Source organism: Actinomadura rudentiformis, from assembly GCF_008923185.1.
GTDB classification, from domain to species: Bacteria; Actinomycetota; Actinomycetes; order Streptosporangiales; family Streptosporangiaceae; genus Spirillospora; species Spirillospora rudentiformis.
The window spans coordinates 81,256-99,546 of the sequence record NZ_WBMT01000001.1 but is presented as its reverse complement, the minus strand read 5'-3'; the positions used below and the strand labels follow the sequence as shown (position 1 = coordinate 99,546).

The window sequence follows — 18,291 nt, the reverse complement described above, 5'->3', positions numbered from 1 at the left end:
CGCCATCCGCGCCGAGCCTGACGCCGCGCACAGGCGATCGGAGAGATCCTCGGCAGACTGGCTCCGCTGCTGCGCGTCCCCCGAGCGGTACGGCGCCGGACGGTAAGCGAACGCGCCTGGTGTGCACCTCCTGCTAACGCAGTCTTCGGGCCCGCGACCGCAGGCGACCGGCGACACCTTCACCCCGTCAAGCCCTCGGCGCTTGCTTGAGCCGTGGTACGAGGAAAGCCCACTCGCCCGGTTGTGAGGGGCGGCGGCACAGCGATGCGACGCCGCTACCCGACACTGGACCGGTCAAGCAGTGATGAGGCATTTGTCCTGGTGACTGCTGGTGGCGAGGGCGTGTTGGGTTCGTACCCTCGGCCCGGCCGAAACGATCTTGCAGTACGCCTTGGTCGCGGAGCGGCCGATGAGTCACGCGTATTCTCCCGTCCCCGAGCTGAACATGCTCAAGGAGTTCGAGGAACGGCTCGGACGTGCGTGCTATTCGCAAGCGGTCGAGCTCCGCGAATTCGGAGTCGTTCCCGGAATCAAGACCTGGACGGCCGATCCGGAATTCGTCGCCGGCTTCCTCGGTTTCGCCGACGCCACTCTGTCCGGCTCGACCTACGCGCTTTGGCGCGTCGATGACCGTGCGGACCTGAGCACCTTGCCCGTTGTGGTGTTCGGGGATGAAGGCGGAATCTTCATCGTCGCGCACAACATCCGCGAGCTGCTGCGGTTGTTTGGGTGTGACAGGGAGATCCATGTGTGGGATGACTGTGCCGGATTCGTCGAGGACGACGAGGATGAGCAGGGCGATGAGGCCAGCCCCGACCACGTGGAGTATCTCGCCTGGCTGGATCAGCAGTTCGGACTCGCCCCGCCGTCTGATCCCAACGAGCTGGTACAGGCGGCCGATGAGGAGCTGGGAGCCCAGCTGGCGAGCTGGATGGGACGGTTCGTCGAAGACGTGTGATCACATCACCAACGATGCGCCTGCCGGTGCCCCTCGTTCTTGTGGCGATCCTTGACGGATGCAGCTGTTTGTAAGCGATCGGGGCCTGGTGCGGCCGCCGATCAGGTGGTGGCGCGAGGTCATAATGCCCGACGCCGACTAAGGCGCGGCCGAAGCCATTCACCAGCGGCTTCCCAGGCTGCCCTTGGGGCCCTTGGCGCCTTGCGGGCAGTCTGCCAAGGCCGCCGGTACCGGACGTGATCTCGAAGGAGGACGCTCAATCACCGGACGTGGTCAGAGGCCATAATGAAAGGGTGAGAGTCCCCTACTACGGCCGCGGCAGAAAGATCCCTTCGCCCCGCCTCGTCGCAGCCTGGCTCAAGATCGACAATCTGGCGGCCGAGCGAGTGCCGCTCTGGGCGGCGCACTGGATCGCCGACGGTCATGATGGAGAAGCACTCCGGACGCTGGCCGGGCTGGACGGATCCGACACCCGAGAGGTCCGCGACGTCCTCCCTGCGGCATTGAACGATGCGCGGGCCCCCATTCCGGATGATCTCCGCTCCGCGGTGAACGCCGTCTACGACGATCTCGCCGCTCTCCACCTCGCCGACCAGGTCGACGCCGAATGGTTGATCGCCCAGGTCGAACAGTTCATGGTCAGCTCCGATTGGCACGACGCCTACCACGAACCTCCCCTCGGCTCCCTCTACGGACTCCACGACGAGTGGGAGGCCGGATGGGGCCGCCCCCGCAACGAACTGGCGGCTCTGGTCCGCCAAGCCTGCATGGAACAAGTTGGACAAGCGTCAGCCACCCCAGGCTAGGAATCGCGTATCGAGTTGTCGCGATAGATCCGGATGATCAGGTGGCGTACTCGCCGTTCCAGGGGTCTCACCCGGCCGAAGGTCCGCAAGGCTCCGACAGACATCCCAGCCCGCCGGGGCGGCGAGGGCGTCGTTCAAGGACGTAGACCTGCAGGTAGCAGTGCAGCCATTTCCATCCAGTCACCGAGTGCTTCATTCACCGAGCGTGCAATCAGATCAGGCACTCTTGAATCCTCTCGGCTCGCTCTAGCACGCCGTACACCACGCGCGCCGGACGCAGAACACGACCGCTCCTGTGTCTCGCACATCGCATCCGGCCGTCACAACGCCTCCGCCGAGCTCGCGTGCAAGGCCGAGCAGGTCCTTTCAGCTGGCGGTGAGCTGTGGGAGGCGTGGCAGGCCGACACTGCCAACCCGGCCAGCGTGGTCACCGCATGCGGGTCTCTCGGCTTGGCGGTCGAGGTCGACCACCCCGAACGGCCGCATCCACATCGCGGCGATGCGCCGCACGATCGTCAACACCCGCCCCAACCTCGTCGCCCCTACATGGTGCGGATCAACGTCGTACCGGCATCAGGCCCCTGAACCGGTTGCAGTTGATGCGACTCGCCGCGTTCGGAAACGGGGGCACCTGAGGACGATCTTGCTTCCCCCGCGCGGGGGAAGCGATCGGCGGCGGTTCCCACCGTGGCGGGTCCCGCGCGATCACCGGCCCCGGAAGGCTCGGCAGGTGTTGAGATCAGTTGGCGCGGGGAGTGCGGATTCGGATGACGCGAAGGATGGCAGGGCTTTCGGCGGCGAGCGTGGGTGCGCGCTGGAGTGTGATGCGCAGGCTCGCCGGCTATGCCGCGGCGCTGAGCATGGGCCTCTACCTGGTGGTCAAGGTCGTCTGGGTCACCGCGGCCCTGCTCGGGGACGCTCCGGACGACTTCGGCACTGCCGACTGGGTGGTGCTGAACGCCGTCACCGTGGTGATGGCGGTGACCGGGGTCGCGCTGGGGCTGGCGCTCGCCCAGCGACGGGGACGCCGGCTGCCCGCCGTACCGGTGATCTTCTTTTCCTGGGTGGGGGCGGGCTTCCTGGTCCCGATGCTTCCGTACGCGCTGATCAGGAGTGTTCTCGGCGCGTTCGGGGCCGACTCGGGGGGCGGCGGTGACGGCTCGGATGCGGCTCCGCGCTGGGAGACGGTCTTCATCACCATCGGCTTCGCCGGAATGGCCATGGGCCTGGCCGTGGCCATTCCGATCTACCTGCGGGAGAGATGGCCGCGGGCCTTCCTCGGCCGAGTCGGGGACGGCCAGGCTCTCTCATCCCCGCTGGTCACGGCGGCGATGGTCGTTGCCGGCGGACTGGCCCTGCTCTGGTGTCACTGGGCGCTGGGCGGGACGCTGGGCCTTGACCCGGCACGCGATCGCTGGGATCTCGACGGGCGGCTGCTGAACGCGAGTTCGGGACTGTGGGCCCTGGTCGGCGTCTGGAGCCTCTGGGCGCTAACCCGCCGTCGACCGCGAAGCCTGCGGTTGTGGATCCCGACGGCGCTGGCCTTCGGGGCTTCAGGTTCGCTGTTCGCATGGAGCGCTTGGAAGTTGCCGATGGTGATCCTCCGGCCCGGGGGCTTTGTCACCGCTGAATACACGCTGATCGCAGTCGTTGAGCATGCCCTGAGCATCGGCGTGGGCTTGGCGCTCATGGCCGCCCTGCTGCGATCCATCTCGACGGAGGACGTCGCACGACGGGCAGCCGATGGTGTGGGAGTCAAATTCGACCGCGACAGCCGTAAGGAGCTGGCTGAAGATCCATAACCTGAACGGGCATCGCTACCGCTCTACCCGGGCCAGCCCGCCACCCTCGATCTCCACCACTGCCGAGGCCGTCCCTCTGCACACCCTGATCAGTCACCGCCACGACGTGAGTGATGAGGATGGCTCGGAGAAGTCGCAGCCATCGAGACCACCCTGGCCGCCGCCGATCAGAAACTCCAAGCCATGCGCGAGGCGCCCAGACGAACAAGCGCTGTCAACCTCGGCATGCCAGGCCTCCGTCGGATAACAGGGCGATCATCTGAGGTGACATCATCAGCAGATGCGCCTGCCTGAATCCGCGGTGAAGACCGACCGACTGGAATGCATCCGAATCGATGACCTCTCGGAATGGCATCGATGGACCAGCGTTCCCGGCGCGACGATCGGGACCTGGCAAGGCTCAGACGCCGCCGAAGCCCTCGACTTGGTCGCTGCCCTGCCGACAGGCGACGTCATGCGCTGCTTCCTGCCGGGATTCGGCCTCCGGGCTTATGGCACTGATCAGCTGTTCTTCGAAATCGCGTTCTGCTTCGAGTGCCATAACGCACTTGTCATCCAGCCCGAACTCGACAATCGACACGACCTCATCGGGTTCAAAGCCGACAGCCGACGAGCTGAAGACCTCCTCAGCCGGTTCCGCTCTCTCTAACGAGATCCGGTACCTACTGCGACACACCGAGCGGTCAAGCCAAAGTCTCCCTCCACTACGGAGAGTGCACGGCCTAGGCGGTGCCGCAGGCCCTGATTTTCGGCAATCAAGATCAGTTCGGTTAAGCGTGCCTGCGGTGCTCCATGCACTGGCCCGACCCCACCCAACGCCACCGCCTCGTCGAGGTCCGCGACAACCTCATCGCCCGCATCACCGGAGCCGAACGCGAAGGCCGGCTCGGCGAAGTCGAAGGCCTTCAAGCCAGCCTCGCCGGCGCCAACGACAAGATCGACCGGCGGTCGTCCGGCTCAACAACCGTCGATCTCGGCATGCCGATCAAGGCCCGGCCATGAGCAGCTGCGGCTGGCCGAACGACACCGACGCTGACAAGATCCCCGCCATGCACGCATCGGATTGGCTGAACACCGAAGACCGCTTCACCCCCGGCGCAGAGCTCTTCCGCTCGGACCGAGCCTTCACTACCTGGGCCTACACCATCAGCCACAGCCAACTACTGCTGCGCACGCGCACAACCACGCAAGCGGGAAGCCGTCAATCTCGCATCGACATCGTCTTCAAGCCCGTCCGGGCCATGAAGATCAGGATCGAATACGACGGCCTCGTCATCCGCTGCGCCACCCTGGCCGAAGCGGAGAAGATCAGAGCCGATAACACCGGCATCCACGAGGGCGCACACTGCCTACTTCTCGAAACCGGCGGCGACCTCGACTACGTCATCGCTCACGCCGTTGGCTGGGAAGAGGACATGGAGACCGACCGAGACCCAAGCAGGCTCGCCGGCTTCGCCCCTGGAAGCGATCCCGGCCGCATCCTCAAATGAGGGCTCCAGAACACGCTTCTCGGACCAAGATCGAAGTTCAGAGAACAGGTCATCCGCACCAACCGCTATTCGGTCCTGGACCACCTGATCGGCCGCACGATCCGGGTCAAGCTGCACGCCTCCGGCCTGATCGTCTATGACGGTCAGGCCGAGGTTGCCCGCCACTGCTGGTCAAGGGCGCCAGTCGGCTGGATCTGACTCAAGTCCTGGAGGCCCTGGTCCGAAAATCCGGCGCCCTACCCGGGGCGACGGCGCTGGAACAAGCCCGCGCCGCTGGCAAGTTCGCCCCCGTGCACGGCGGCCTGAACAGCCACGGTGACCGCGACGACACCCGGGTCCTGATCGAGGTCCTGCTGCTGGGTTACGAGCACCTGGCCGTCGCGCTGCAGGTCGAGCGTCGGCACGCAAGGCCGCCGAGGCCGACCTGTTCACACACCGTTCACCACCCGACGCGGCGGCCGACACTGACGACGATTCGGCGACGGTGACGTTCCTGACCGGACGACGCATGGCACACGTGCCACCTGATCCTCGGTGGCTGCCTACGACCAACTACTGCGCCGCCTCGGCCAGAGGGGTGCTGAGGCCGGCTCAGGCGCAACCTGTGGTCGAGGCTCTGGGCCAGCCAATGTCACTGAGCATCTCGCAGTTTCAGGGCACGTTGGTCGGCCGGGGTGAGGGCGCGAACGAGGCCAAGAGGAGGCTGGTGAGGCGTTGTTTGGCGGCTTCGTTGCCGTCAAGGTGCAGTGAGCCCGAGTCCAGTGCTGTGGCCAGAGTGATCTGGTGGTCGTAGATGGCGCGGAGGGTGTCGAGGTTCGTGGTGAGGGTGGCGTCCGGAGGGTTGGGGGCGGTGTCGCGGCTGATGCGGAGCGAGTCGGCTGTGTCCTCGATGACGTAGGTGTCGGCGTCGATGCGCAGCTCGTAGAGGCCGCTCGACTCGGCGGCGTTGGCTGGGTCGAAGGCCGCCTTGATGCTGAGCAGGATGGAGTCGATGCCGAGGAGACCGTCGGGGGTGGTGGGGGTTTGGCTGCCCCAGCGGCCGAGGTGGAGGAGGAGGGGCTCCAGGTCGCGGCCCCAGTCGGTGAGTTCGTAGAGGCGGACGCGGGCGGGGGGCGGCAGATCGCGGCGTTGGACGACGCCGTGCTCGGTCAGGTCGCGTAGCCGCTGGGTGAGCACGTTCGGGCTGACGCCCGGCAGGCCGGCGTGCAGGTCGTTGAAGCGTTTGGGGCCCAGCAGCAGGTCGCGTACCACCAGCAGGGCCCAGCGTTCGCCGATGACGTCCAGGCCGCGGGCCACACCGCACGGATCTCCATAGCTGCGCATACCGCTCATGGTGGTCAGCCTATCGCAGCAATCCTAATTCAGGAGTGCCACTTGTTATTTAGGAGTTGCTTCTCTACGGTGAGGCCTCATGAACCTTTCTGACACCCCGGCGGCGCGGCTGCCGCAGGGCGACGTGCGACTGCTGGACACTCCCACCGCGCAGCGTCTGCTCAACGACCTGACTCTGATGGCGCGGCTGGCCTACACAGTCAAGGACGGCACACCACGGCTGATCCCGGTCAACTTCCTCTGGAACGGCGAGGAGGTCGTCATCCCCGCGTTCGCCGACACCTACAAGGTCCGCGCCCTGCGCACCCGCCCCGACGTGGCGATCACCATCGACATCGCCGACGGCCCCCCACAGGCACTCATGCTGCGAGGAAAGGTCACCCTGGCCGAGGTCGAGGGCGTCCTGCCCGAGTACGCCGCCGTCCAGCGCGCCGGGCTGGGTCAGGAGGCGGGCGACGCCTACGTGGCGGCGATCGACAAGCCCGGCCTGCGGATGGTCCGAATCGCCCTGCGTCCCACCTGGGTCGGCGTCCTGGACTTCCAGGAACGGTTCCCCGAGCTGACCCCCGAACCCGTCCTGGCAGCTCAACGCACCATGATGGAGTGAAAATGCGCAAGATCGTTGTGTCGACGTGGACGACGCTCGACGGATTCGTCGCCGGTCCGCGAGACGAGATGGACTGGTTGCTGATCGACGACCAGATGTACAGGTACGAGCGTGAACTGGTGGAGGGCTCCGGCAGTCTGCTGCTGGGACGGATCACACACACCGACTTCGCCGGCCACTGGCCCCGGGCCGCGCAGGACCCTGACGAGACGGACGAGGTGCGCGAGTACGCCCGCCGGGTCGACACCATGGAGAAAATCGTCGTCTCCGCTTCGGGCAACATCGCCGCATGGCAGAACACCCGCAGACTCGAACGCGTCGACCGGGACGAGGTCATCGAACTCAAACGCGGCCACGGCAAGGACATCGTGGTCTACGGCAGTCTCGCGGTGATCCGCGCCCTCGTTGAACTCAGGCTGGTCGACGAGTTCCATATGCTGGTACACCCGGTGGCCCTACGCGACGGCAAGGCCCTGTTCGAGAACGGCCGGCCACCGCAACGACTGGAACTGGTCTCCGCCGAGCCGTTCACCTCAGGAGTCGTCCTGATGAAATACCGGCCGGTCGACCGCGTCCCGCCACCTCCTGAACCGCGGCACAACCGGCGACAGAGCAGCTTGCCAGGGTCGGTTGCTGCTCGTGAACCCTCCCAACGAGCTCAACCCGGCCCGAAGTGGTCCCCGAACACGGCCACTGACTCTGCAGTTCGATCCTTCCGACCTGCCCATCGGTCTGGGCTCTGAGCCCGATCCAGGCAGGGAGGCGGCCCTGGACGATGCCGCCAGAGCGGTCCGAAGTGATCTGGATGGACCGTGAGTTGCCACTCCCCGCGACCATTCGTCCCAACAGTAATCCGCTCATCCCACTGCCCGACCTGCTGCCTCGCCTGAGCCGTCCTGCAGCGGAGGTGCAGGACTGGCGCCAGCAGAGTCAGCCAGAAGCTTCGATTTCCGCGCCTGGCAAATCCACGGATAGGTCCGAGATGGGGACCTGCACGTTGCGACGTCCGGGCGCAGTTTCGGCGGCCAGCACAATCCACCCGTCGGCCGCACAATGCGTGGCGCACCGCGGTGGCCGGGCGATGCGGACCACCCCGTCCGCCGGCTGTGGCCAGACCAGAGGGTTGGGACCTCCAAGGCAGGAGGTCCAGGTGGAGATCCGTCTTGTCGGGACAGCGGAGCTGACCGCCACGGTGTTGACCGTGGTGGAGGATTCGGGCCCCGGGCATGATGCGCCGTGGACTGTGGCCAAGGGTGCGGCGAGCCCCGGCGCAGGCCGGGGCTCTGGAGGGTTTGAAGCGGGTCACCGGCGGTTGGCGGCGTGGACGGCGGCTCGTCCCGGAACGTCCGGTGCGGCCCAGGTGGTGGTGAATCCGCGTCCGTTGGCGACGAGGCCCATCTGTTCGCCGAGGAAGAACCCGCGCGGGCTGGTCGCATCGGGGATCCGCGGCGCCTTCCGCATGTCGAACGACGTCGTGGTGAGGCGGGTTTCACGCCAAGTCGCGGCTGGGTCGGCGCAGGACACCGGACGCGGGGAGCACAGCGCCAGCCAGCGGTCGGTGAGCAGCGGCGTGCCGGCGTCGTTGTGGCGGAAGTCGGAGTAGGCCACGGCCACCGTGCCGTCGCGGCCGGTCTCCACCGAGACGGTGAACGCCTGCTGGTTCGGCGGGGAAATCGTGGCCGGGGTCCGGTTCACCTTGACCGGCTCGGTCCACGTACGGCCGCCGTCGCCGGAGGACGCCATGGCGACCCCGTCGGCGGCGCCGTCGCTGAACCGCGCGTCCTGCCACACCGCGTACACCCGGCCGGTACGGCGGTCGACGGCGGTGTCGGACAGCAGGCTCGTGGTGTGCGAGACCTGGTCTCCGGATTCGGGGTCTTGGAAGAGCCACTTGGTGCGTAGGTCAGCCACCTTTCGCGGTCGGGACCAGCTCGCGCCGCCGTCGCGGGAACGCACGGCCTGCACGCTGAGGTCGCGGGCGCCGTCGCGCAACTGGACGAGGGTGTAGACGTTCAGCAGCGTGCCGTCATCCAGCACGCTCAGCCGGTGCCCCGACACCAGACGACGCGTTCCCGCCTCCAGCAGCAGCCGCGGTGGCTGCCAACTACGCCCGCCATCGACGCTGCGGCTGAGCAGCGCCCGGTTGGTGGTCCGCTCGGTCGGCGGGAACTGCATGGTGACGGCATACAGCACCCGGTGATCACGCGGGTCGGCCGCCGTCGAAACGGTGATGAACCCGCCGTTGGCCGGGTCGGTTTCCTGCGTGATGACCGCAGGCCGGGTCCAGGTACGGGCGCCGTCGGCGGACCGCACCGACAGCCCCGCGGTCGCGCCGTCGCCCTTTTGCACAGTGCCCGTGACCACGAGCGCGCCGTCGCCGGTGAACGTGACGGCCACTTCGTCCACGTACTCGTGGACGCCGCCAGAGCACCTGGTCAACCCTGGCACGACGGAACGTTGCCACGTCCTGCCGCGGTCGTGGGTCACGGCGATGACCGCGCCACGCTGGTGGTCCTGCGGCCACACCGCCGCCAGGCGACGCGGGTCGGACGGATCGGCGGCCAGGACCGGCTCGATCGCACCGTCGGCCTTGTCGTGGTCACGTGGCCCCGGAGCGCAGTTCGCGAACGGGCTCGGTCCTGACAGCCGGGACGTCGCCGGCACGCGCACGTCCGCCGACGTGGCGTCCACCGGGACGAACACAGCCAGGGCGGGCACCGCCGCAGCGAGGAGAGTGATTCTGCGCCACATGGATGGCTCCCTTCAGACGAATACCGAGCCATCGTCCGTGCGCCCCCGCTGACCCGTCGTCGGCCCCACGGCGCAACCTCCGCTACGCCCGGCACAGCAGGAACCGCCACCCGTCGTACGCCGCAGAGACGACGCGGCAATCAGCCAGGGGGAAGCAGACTCTGGAGTGCTCTTCGAGGAATCTCAGGAAGGTTCGAGCGCCCCGCAATCGAGTCCTGCTGGCGCGGGCGATGGAACACGACTCGCCGACTCTGATGTCACATTTGGTCGGCGAGCTCGTTGGCGGCTTCGACGGCGAGTTCGATGGCCCGGGTCGCGAGTGGCGATTGGGTGCGTCCGGCCGGCCAGTACAGGTACCACGTGGAGGCGGGCGATGGTCGCAGTTGGTGGATGCTGAGCCCGTCGTCCGACCAGGCATCGGATCCGTGGATGCCGAGCTGCGGCAGTACCGCCGAGCCGATGCCCGCCCGCACCATGGACACGATGGTTTCGTGACCTGCGGTTCGGAACACGATCCGTGGCCGCGCGCCGCCGCGGGCGAGCGCCTGCTCCAGCCGTGTTTGGTGATGCGTGGGAGGCCAGGCGACCATCGGAGCATCGTCCAGCAGCTTCACCGGCACAGGGCCCTCGGGGAATACGCCGGCGCCGGCCACCAGGAGGTACGGCTCGTCGAGCAGCTCGACGTGCTCGACATCGCCTTCGATCTGGCCGTAGTGGAACAACAGGTCAAGATCTCCGATCTGTGGATCCTCCGGTTCCACCTCCGACAGCCTGATGTCGCAGCCGGGGTGCTCGCTCAGCAGTCGGCGCACGACGGCCGGCAGGATCAGCCTGGTCGCGCCGGGGAAGGTGCCGATGTCGATCCGGCCGTTGCCCGCCCTGAAGCGATCGACGGCGTCGGTCAGGGCGGCTGCCTTGGTGAGCAGATCGCGGCCGTGGGCCAGGACCACCTCGCCGAGGTGAGTGATCCGTACTGGCCTGGGCCCTCCGGGCCGGTCAAAGACGGCGCCACCGACGGCCTTCTCCAGCGCGGCGATCTGCTGGCTCACCGACGATTGGGTGTAGCCAAGCCGGCTCGCCGCTCGCCCGAACGTTCCTTCCTCGGCGATGGCAGCCATGGTCCTCAGGTGGCGCAGCTCGACGTCAGCCATAAGGTCAAGCATAGTCGATGGCGATTGATTTGATCGAAAACAATCGCTTTTCGTAATGCGCAACCTCGCCTAGCGTCATTGGAATGACGACGTACCTGGAAGAGCCAGAGCCCACTCCTGAGCCACTGTCCAGTCCTCCCGGCACACCCCTGACAGCACTCGGCTGGGCGGACGTACGGACGCGAGCAGCCGAAGCGGGCGACTACCTGCTCGCTACCACCAACCCGGACGCGCGGCCGCACGTGGTGCCGGTGCTGGGTGTATGGCTCGAAGGAACGATCTGCTTCGTCACCAATCGGCAGACCCGCAAGGCCCGCAACCTCGCGCAGAACAACGGCTGCGCGGTCACGATCCCCGGTCATGACGTCGACTTGGTTTTCGAAGGCACCGCCCATCTCGTCCGGAATGCAGCCCGACTGACACAAGTCGCGGACCTGTTTCCGGCCAAATATCCGTGGTGGCATCCGTTCGTCAGAGATGACGAGCTCTACGACCCGTCCGACACCGCACTCAGCGATCCTCGGCACGTCTACGCGATTGAGCCGGCGCAGGTATTCGCATTCGGTAAGGAGAAGGGGTTCAGCGCCACCCGCTGGCGCTTCTAGATGTGCCGGACGGCGCGGAGCGCGAGGGTGGAGAGCAAAGCGGGTGCCTGCAGATGCCGCCCGCTCGCGGGAATCGCGAGATCGAACGAAAGGAAACACCAATGAAACCAATGACCGACAACGAATGGCGATCCTTCGTCACAACGGGAACAAGGCTTGCCCACATAGCCCTCACCCGCGCCGACGGGCGACCCCACGTCACCCCGGTCTGCTTCATCCTCGACGGCGATGAACTCGCCTTTGTCCTTTCGCCCGGGAGCGTTAAAGGCAAGAGCCTGGCGCGTGACCGGCGCATCGCAGTCTGCGTCAGCGATGAGCGGCAACCCTACGGCTTCGTGACCATCGAAGGCCATGCACGGACCTCTGCCGAGCCAGAGCAGGTCAAACACGTCGCCGCAGGCATCGCCGACCGCTACTACCCCGCTCAACCCGCAGAGGACATCGTTGAATCATTCGTACAGGAAGGCTTCACCGCAGTTCGGATCAGCATCACCAACGTCATCGGCCGATCTGGGCTCGGCTGACACGGAGGGCGATCGACAAGGAAGCCGGGGTAGCCGGTCGGGCCGTCCTGGAACTCCACCCCGATCATGCTAGGAGTCCGCGTCCGAACGCGCCTCCGAGTTCATGGACCGCTGCGGCTCGCACGTGCCGCACCATCGCCGCCCGAGCGGCGGCAACCGGGAGTTTCGCCATTCCCTTGGAACATGTCCATCGGGCGGAGCTGGTGATCGCCGTGCTCGACAGTGCCGCCCCACCCGAGGTATCCGGTGATTTACCTCGGGTGGGTGGGACTGGCCTGGGCCAACCTCGGCCAAGGAACGCCAATGATCAGCTAGCAGGGCGGCTGCGGGCTCAGTCGGCCTTGGCGGCTTGCAGGATGGCCACGGCCGCGGCCCTGCGTGCGGGCAGCGCCGAGGTCGACAGCGTCGCCACCGCCGCGCCCGCCGCCACCAATGGGAACAGCCACCATGGCGGTTCCGGCCGCAGGAAGGAGCTGCCGGTCGTCACGTGCAGCAGCGCCAGCGCTCCCATCGCGATCAAGATGCCGAGGATCGTGCCGAGGGCGACCACGGTGGCGGCCTCCCAGCGGACGATCGAGCGGATCTGTCCCCTGGTGGCGCCCACGGCGCCCAGGAGTCCGAACTCGCGGGTGCGTTCGGCGACGCTCATCGACACCGTGGTCGCCATCCCGAACAGTGCCAGCAGCAGCGCCATGCCGACGAAGATGTGCGTCGCGCGCAATGCGCGGGTGAGTGAACGCGACGCCGCTTCCACGTAGGCGTCACGGTCGAGGACTCGCACGCCCGGCACCGTGGCCACGGAGCGGGCCAGGGCCTGTGCGGAGCCGCCCCGCACGAGCACCGCCCGGGTCTCGGCATTGGTGTCGAGCCGGTCCATCGTCGCGGGCGCCACCAGTGCCTGCTCGGCGAACAGGTGGGACGGATCGTGGTACGCGTCCGCCACCGTGAGCGTGACCCGGCCATGCGCGCCCCGTACGACGATCTGCTGGCCGCGCCGTAGTCCCCGCTCCTTCATGACGGTCGACGACAGCGCGACCTGGCCGGGATGCAGCGAGGACGTGTGGCCGCCCAACTTCAGGACCTCGCGCAGTCCGTTCTGCTCGGCGCCGCTGACGAGGAAGCGGAACGGCTCGGGTGCCTCGCCTGATTCGCGTCCGCCCGGCGGGGGCGATACCAGCTTGACCTCGGTTTGCGTGAGAGCTGTCGCTCGCGACACCCCCGGCGTGGCGGCCACCCGGATCGCCACGTCCCGGGCCAGTGGCGCGGGCGCGCCCTCGGCGGTACGGGCGGTCGCTGTGATCGCGTGCTCGGCCGTCATGACGTCCCGCCCCGCCTCCTGGAAACGGTCGTTCACCGACAGTGTGATCAACGCGACGGAGGAGACCAGCGCCACGCCGAGCATCAGCGACGAGGCGGCCGAGGAGACCCGGCGCGGGCTGCGGGTGATGGTGGCGTGCGCCAGCCGTCCGGTCTCCCCGCCGAACCGCGTCCCCAAGCGGCCTACCAGCCCGCCGAGCGGTCCGACGAAGAGCGGAGTGAGGACGGCCGACCCGGTCACGGCCAGCAGCGAGCCGATGAGGATCATCAGCGAGACCGCGAACGTGCGGTCCTGGCCGGGCGGGTCGTCGACGCGGACCGTGACCGCCAGCGCGCACAAGAGGCCGGCACCGGCGAAGAGCGCGAACGCCGCCAGCAGCCGCGGCCATCGGCGTTCCCGGGATTCGGTGACGGTGCTGCGCAACGCCTGCACGGGTGAGATGCCCGCGGCTCGGTGGGCCGCCCGCCAGGCGGCGAGCTGGGTGACCACGATCCCGGCTGCGGCGGGGACGGCCAGCGCGACCCAGCCGAACTGAGGATCGGCGGCGGACACGTCGAAACCGTCACGCGCGAACAGCCGGGTGATCAGCGCCGACACCGGAAAGCCGGCCGCCACGCCGCCGGCCGCCGCGACCGCGCCCATCACCAGCGCCTCCAGCCGGATCAGCCGCTTGAGCTGCCGCGGCGTGGCTCCGATGGCCCCGAGCAGCGCCAGCCGCCGGGTCCGTTGCCGCACCAGCGCGCCGAAGGTGTTGGCCACCACGAACAGCCCGACGAATACCGCCACGGAAGCAAGCATGCCGATGACACCGGCGATCGAGGCACCTTCGCCGGCTGCGGCCGCGGCCTGCGCTGCCCGTACCGACTCCGCGGTGCGCACTGTGGCCTCACCGCCCAGTTCCCGGGCCAGTTCGCCGCGCAGCCGATCGGCCGGGATGCCCGGCGCGGCCTTCAGCCAGACGCTTTGCCAGGTGCCCGCGGGCAGCATGGCGACGCGCCGCACGTCCTCGGGCGAGGCCAGCACCAGGTCGCCGGCGGCCACCGCACCGCGGTCCTGGACGCTGACGATCCCAGCGATCCGCACCTGACGCGTCTCACGGGGCAGCGTCAGCGTCATGGTGTCGCCCACGCGCAGCTTCCCGGCGCGCGACATGTGCCTGACGATCGCCACCTCGCCGTCGGCGGCAGGGGCGCGTCCCGCCACCAGCCGGTAGGGGTTCAGCCGCGGGTCGGACACCCAGGGACGCAGCAGTGTCCTGCCCTCAGCCGACGCCGTGATCGCCTGTCCGTCCGGACGGGCGGCCGTCACCGGCACCGCGGCGTCGCCGGCGGCCGCCGCCACACCGGGCTTGGAGGCAATCCGGTCCAAACGGATCCGGCCGGCGGCCGGCGCGTACGGGTCGTCAGGATCCGCATCCCCACCCTGCACGAGCACGTCCGCACGGAAGTACTCGCTGGCGTCGCTGCCTGATACCGCCTCCTGTGCGCGCAGCGCGAACTGCAGCGAGCCTGCGATGAGCGCGACCGAGCCCAGCGCCGCCAGCAGCGTGGCGGCCAGCCGCGGCCAGCCCTCGGTGAACGAGCGGCGAGCGATCGGCCACATGGCGTTTCCCACGGCTCAGCCTTCCATTTCGCGCATGCGGGCGTGTACGGCGTCGATGGTGGGCGCGGCCAGCTCGTCGACGATCGTCCCGTCGGCCAGGAACAACACCCGGTCGGCGTGCGCGGCGGCCACCGGATCGTGCGTCACCATGACCACCGTCTGCCGGTAGGAGTCGACCGCCGCGCGCAGGAACCCCAGCACCTCGGCGCCGGAACGGGAGTCGAGGTTGCCGGTCGGCTCGTCGGCGAACAGCACCTCCGGCCTGGTCAGCAGCGCCCGCGCCACGGCGACCCGCTGCTGCTGGCCGCCGGACATCTCGGCGGGCCGGTGGCCCAGCCGCTTCCGCAGCCCGAGCGCGTCCACGATCGTGTCGAACCATGTCTCGGCGGCGTCGCGGCCCGCCAGCCGCCCGGTCAGCCGGATGTTCTCCTCGGCGGTCAGCATCGGCAGCAGGTTGAACGACTGGAAGACAAAACCCAGCCGATCGCGACGCAACTCGGTGAGGCGGGTGCGCGACAGACCGGTGATGTCGACGTCACCGATGACGATGGTGCCGGACGTCACGACGTCCAGCCCGGCCAGGCAATGCAGGAAGGTGGACTTCCCCGACCCCGACGGCCCCATGATCGCAGTGAACTGGCCCCGGGCGAACTCCGCCGACACACCGCGCAGCGCGGCCACCGCACCGTCACCGGCGCCATAGGTCTTGACCACATCGGCCGCGAACAGGACTCGGTCGCGGACACGTTCCTCGGGCGGGGCCTCGATCATCGACGCCCTCCCCCAAGGTGGGGGAACAAGCACAACGCGCCGTCCGGGTGCGGGCGGCAGCGGATCGGTTCGGGCATGAACGTCTCCTCCATCATGATTTTCGAATCAGTCGAGATAGTCTCAAGTGAGACTATATCAGGCGGTTCTAGTCGGAGTTCATGCCCGGCGACCTGCTCGAACGTTGCGTCCATCCCGTCCGCCTCCCGGGCATGCACCATGCATCCGGAGCGCATGCAGAACGCATGGACCGGCTGTTCGAACCTCACATCGGGTGGTGCGGCAGGCACTGGGGCGCGGCCCGGTCCGGGCGGGAGGCTGGCTGCCATGACCGATAACACCGGCATCCGGCCGTTCCGTATCGATATCCCGCAAGCCGACCTGGACGACCTCCAGCAGCGGCTGGCGCGGACACGCTGGGCACAGGAGCTCCCCGCCGACGAGTCGGCGGCACCGGTCGGCCCGGTTCCGCCCGGTTGGGAGTACGGCGTCCCGGTGGGCTATGTGCAGCGGCTGATCGAGCGGTGGCGCACCGGCTACGACTGGCGGGCCTGGGAGGCGAGGCTCAACGCGTACCCGCAGTTCACCACCGAGATCGATGGCCAGAACATTCACTTCCTGCACGTCCGATCACCCGAGCCGGACGCGACCCCGCTGATCCTGACGCACGGCTGGCCGACCACCGTGGTCGAGTGGCTGGACGTGATCGGCCCGCTCACCGACCCCCGCGCCCACGGCGGCGACCCGGCGGACGCCTTCCATCTGGTCGTCCCGTCGGTGCCGGGCTTCGGCTTCTCCGGACCGACCCGGGAGCGCGGCTGGGACCGGTACCGGGTGGCCCGGGCCTGGGCCGAGCTGATGCGCCGGCTCGGTTACGAGCGGTACGGCGCCGCCGGCAACGACGGCGGATCGCTGATCTCGCCCGAGGTGGGCCGAGCCGATCCCGAGCATGTTTGCGGCGTGCACGTGACGCAGGTCTTCTCCTTCCCGTCCGGTGACCCCGCCGAGCTGGCCGGCCTCTCCGAGGAGGACCGCGGCAAGCTCCAATTCGCCGAGTGGTTCACCCAGAACCGGGGCGCGTACGACAAGCTCCAATCCACTGAGCCGCAGAACCTGGCCCACGCCCTGGCCGACTCCCCGGCCGGCCAGCTGGGCTGGAGCGCGCAGCTGCTCGGCCCCTCGCTCGACCCGGACTACGTGCTCACCAACGTGATGATCTACTGGCTGACCAACACGGCCGCCTCCTCGGCGCGTTTCTACTACGAGGACGCGGCGTCGGCGCCCGCACAGCAGAAGTCGAACGGGCGGGGCGACACCATCCCGGAGCCGACCACGGTGCCTCTCGGCCTCGCCAACTTCGCCTGGGACTACCAGTCGATCCGGCCGTTGGCCGAGCGCGACCACAAGAACATCGTCTCCTGGAACGTCTACGACCAGGGCGGCCACTTCGCCGCGCACGATGCCCCCGAGCTGCTCGTCTCCGACATCCGGCAGTTCTTTCGCAAGGTTCGCTGAGACGCCGCGGGTCGCAGACCCCTCCTCAGATCTTCAAAGCACAAGGTGCTCGGCCGGCCCCTCCAAGGCCATGCCGCAGCAGCAATCGAAAAGGAAACCCTCATGTATCTGGTCGTAGGCGCCACCGCCCACTTCGGGCGCCAGGCGGTAGAGGAACTCATCGCCGCGGGGGCGCCCGTGCGTGCGCTGACCCGGACTCCGGAGAAGGCCGGCCTGCCCGAGGGCGTCGAGGTCGTCCAGGGCGATCTGACCAAGCCGGAGACGCTTCCGGCGGTGGTGGCGGGTATCGAGGCAGCCTTCCTGGTCCTGCAGTACGGAATGGACGTCGCTGCGCTCCTGGCTGCTGCGCGTGAGGCCGGCGTGCGGCGGATGGTGCTCCTGTCCTCGGGCGCCGTCATCGCGGGAGCCGAGCGCCAGCCCGACGTCATCGCTCAATATCACCGGGATGTGGAGCGCGCCATCGAGGTGTCCGGGTTCGAGTGGACGTTCCTGCGCCTGCTGTTCCCCGCGATCAACTCATTGACGTTCGCGATGCAGCTCCAAGGCGGCGACGTCGTTCGCGCGCCGTACACCGAAGCCGCCTTCAGCGCCGTGCACGAGCGGGACGTCGCCGAGGTGGCGGCGCGGGTCCTGACCCGGGGCGGGCACGCGGGGCGCGTCCACGACCTGGCCGGGCGCGAGTCACTGACCCAGGCGCAGCAGGTCCGCATCCTTGGTGAGACGCTGGGCCGCCTGCTGACCGTCGAGGACCTCGACCCCGATCCCGTGCTGGAGCAGATGAGCCAGTTCATGGACCGCGAGTTCCTGACCGCGCTCTTCGGTCTCATGGCCAGCGCCGTCGGCAGGCCGGCACCGGTCAACGACGTCATCGAGCAGATCACCGGGCATCCCCCGCGGACCTACGCCCAGTGGACCGCAGATCACCGGGCCGACTTCGGCGGCTGACCGGCCAGGGCAGGGGCGGCACCCACCGCCCCTGCCCTCGGCACGGAACGAGGGCCACGCCGTTCGACACTCAACATCCAGGGATGTCTGACGCGTTCTGGTGATCACCCCCAGCGG

Annotated in this window: 19 protein-coding genes; 13 read left to right on the top strand and 6 right to left on the bottom strand. The window is 68.2% G+C overall.

Annotated elements, in window-relative coordinates; translation table 11 throughout:
• Window positions 1-445: 445 nt before the first annotated feature.
• From F8566_RS00465 to F8566_RS52775, 7 genes are all read left to right on the top strand, one after another.
• A complete protein-coding gene (locus tag F8566_RS00465) occupies window positions 446-958 on the top strand; it encodes a hypothetical protein (protein ID WP_225992722.1) in 513 nt (170 codons plus the stop codon).
• Window positions 959-1,251: 293 nt separating this feature from the next.
• Window positions 1,252-1,764: a hypothetical protein gene (locus F8566_RS00460; protein ID WP_151556828.1), complete on the top strand. Its 513-nt coding sequence runs from the start codon at window positions 1,252-1,254 to the stop codon at window positions 1,762-1,764.
• A 767-nt stretch (window positions 1,765-2,531) separates the two neighbouring features.
• A complete protein-coding gene (locus tag F8566_RS00455; protein WP_192809436.1) occupies window positions 2,532-3,566 on the top strand; it encodes a hypothetical protein in 1,035 nt (344 codons plus the stop codon).
• A gap of 280 nt (window positions 3,567-3,846) precedes the next feature.
• Window positions 3,847-4,215 (top strand): hypothetical protein, encoded by a 369-nt coding sequence (locus F8566_RS00450; RefSeq protein WP_151556826.1) that lies wholly within the window; start codon window positions 3,847-3,849, stop codon window positions 4,213-4,215.
• Between the two features lie 143 nt (window positions 4,216-4,358).
• Window positions 4,359-4,568 carry a hypothetical protein gene (locus tag F8566_RS00445; protein WP_151556824.1) on the top strand — a complete coding sequence of 70 codons (210 nt, stop codon included), beginning with the start codon at window positions 4,359-4,361 and terminating at the stop codon, window positions 4,566-4,568.
• A complete protein-coding gene (locus F8566_RS00440) occupies window positions 4,565-5,056 on the top strand; it encodes a hypothetical protein (protein WP_151556822.1) in 492 nt (163 codons plus the stop codon). Before F8566_RS00445 ends, F8566_RS00440 begins: the two co-directional genes overlap by 4 nt.
• Window positions 5,057-5,107: 51 nt before the next feature.
• Window positions 5,108-5,254, top strand: a complete 147-nt coding sequence (locus F8566_RS52775; protein WP_404800257.1) for a Mu transposase domain-containing protein — start codon at window positions 5,108-5,110, stop codon at window positions 5,252-5,254.
• A gap of 38 nt (window positions 5,255-5,292) precedes the next feature.
• Here the strand turns inward: F8566_RS52775 and F8566_RS49575 are convergent, their stop codons facing one another.
• The gene (locus tag F8566_RS49575) at window positions 5,293-5,460 is read right to left on the bottom strand and encodes a hypothetical protein (protein ID WP_192809435.1); all 168 of its coding nucleotides are present in this window, start codon (window positions 5,458-5,460) and stop codon (window positions 5,293-5,295) included.
• Between the two features lie 247 nt (window positions 5,461-5,707).
• Window positions 5,708-6,388, bottom strand: a complete 681-nt coding sequence (locus tag F8566_RS00435; RefSeq protein ID WP_151556821.1) for a winged helix-turn-helix transcriptional regulator — start codon at window positions 6,386-6,388, stop codon at window positions 5,708-5,710.
• Window positions 6,389-6,467: 79 nt separating this feature from the next.
• On the opposite strand from F8566_RS00435, the gene F8566_RS00430 reads away from it, so the two are divergent.
• Window positions 6,468-6,995 carry a pyridoxamine 5'-phosphate oxidase family protein gene (locus F8566_RS00430; RefSeq protein WP_151556819.1) on the top strand — a complete coding sequence of 176 codons (528 nt, stop codon included), beginning with the start codon at window positions 6,468-6,470 and terminating at the stop codon, window positions 6,993-6,995.
• Window positions 6,996-6,997: 2 nt separating this feature from the next.
• On the top strand, window positions 6,998-7,738 hold the full coding sequence (locus F8566_RS00425; protein WP_151556818.1) for a dihydrofolate reductase family protein: 741 nt from the start codon (window positions 6,998-7,000) through the stop codon (window positions 7,736-7,738).
• Window positions 7,739-8,297: 559 nt separating this feature from the next.
• Here the strand turns inward: F8566_RS00425 and F8566_RS00420 are convergent.
• Both F8566_RS00420 and F8566_RS00415 read right to left on the bottom strand, forming a co-directional pair.
• Complete coding sequence (locus F8566_RS00420; RefSeq protein ID WP_151556816.1) at window positions 8,298-9,746, bottom strand: sialidase family protein; 1,449 nt, start codon at window positions 9,744-9,746, stop codon at window positions 8,298-8,300.
• A gap of 257 nt (window positions 9,747-10,003) precedes the next feature.
• Window positions 10,004-10,960: a LysR family transcriptional regulator gene (locus F8566_RS00415; protein WP_225992721.1), complete on the bottom strand. Its 957-nt coding sequence runs from the start codon at window positions 10,958-10,960 to the stop codon at window positions 10,004-10,006.
• A gap of 20 nt (window positions 10,961-10,980) precedes the next feature.
• Here F8566_RS00415 and F8566_RS00410 point away from each other — a divergent pair, with 20 nt between their 5' ends.
• Entirely contained in the window at window positions 10,981-11,502 is a 522-nt protein-coding gene (locus F8566_RS00410) for a pyridoxamine 5'-phosphate oxidase family protein (RefSeq protein ID WP_151556812.1), read from the top strand.
• 110 nt (window positions 11,503-11,612) lie between these two features.
• Complete coding sequence (locus F8566_RS00405; protein ID WP_151556810.1) at window positions 11,613-12,026, top strand: PPOX class F420-dependent oxidoreductase; 414 nt, start codon at window positions 11,613-11,615, stop codon at window positions 12,024-12,026.
• Between the two features lie 331 nt (window positions 12,027-12,357).
• Here the strand turns inward: F8566_RS00405 and F8566_RS00400 are convergent, their stop codons facing one another.
• Entirely contained in the window at window positions 12,358-14,946 is a 2,589-nt protein-coding gene (locus tag F8566_RS00400) for an FtsX-like permease family protein (RefSeq protein ID WP_151556808.1), read from the bottom strand.
• A gap of 15 nt (window positions 14,947-14,961) precedes the next feature.
• Entirely contained in the window at window positions 14,962-15,717 is a 756-nt protein-coding gene (locus F8566_RS00395) for an ABC transporter ATP-binding protein (protein ID WP_151556806.1), read from the bottom strand.
• A 324-nt stretch (window positions 15,718-16,041) separates the two neighbouring features.
• Between F8566_RS00395 and F8566_RS00390 the strand changes: the two genes are divergently transcribed.
• Window positions 16,042-17,229 carry an epoxide hydrolase family protein gene (locus F8566_RS00390; protein ID WP_151556804.1) on the top strand — a complete coding sequence of 396 codons (1,188 nt, stop codon included), beginning with the start codon at window positions 16,042-16,044 and terminating at the stop codon, window positions 17,227-17,229.
• Window positions 17,230-17,331: 102 nt separating this feature from the next.
• Window positions 17,332-18,174: an NAD(P)H-binding protein gene (locus F8566_RS00385; protein WP_151556802.1), complete on the top strand. Its 843-nt coding sequence runs from the start codon at window positions 17,332-17,334 to the stop codon at window positions 18,172-18,174.
• Window positions 18,175-18,291: the final 117 nt, after the last annotated feature.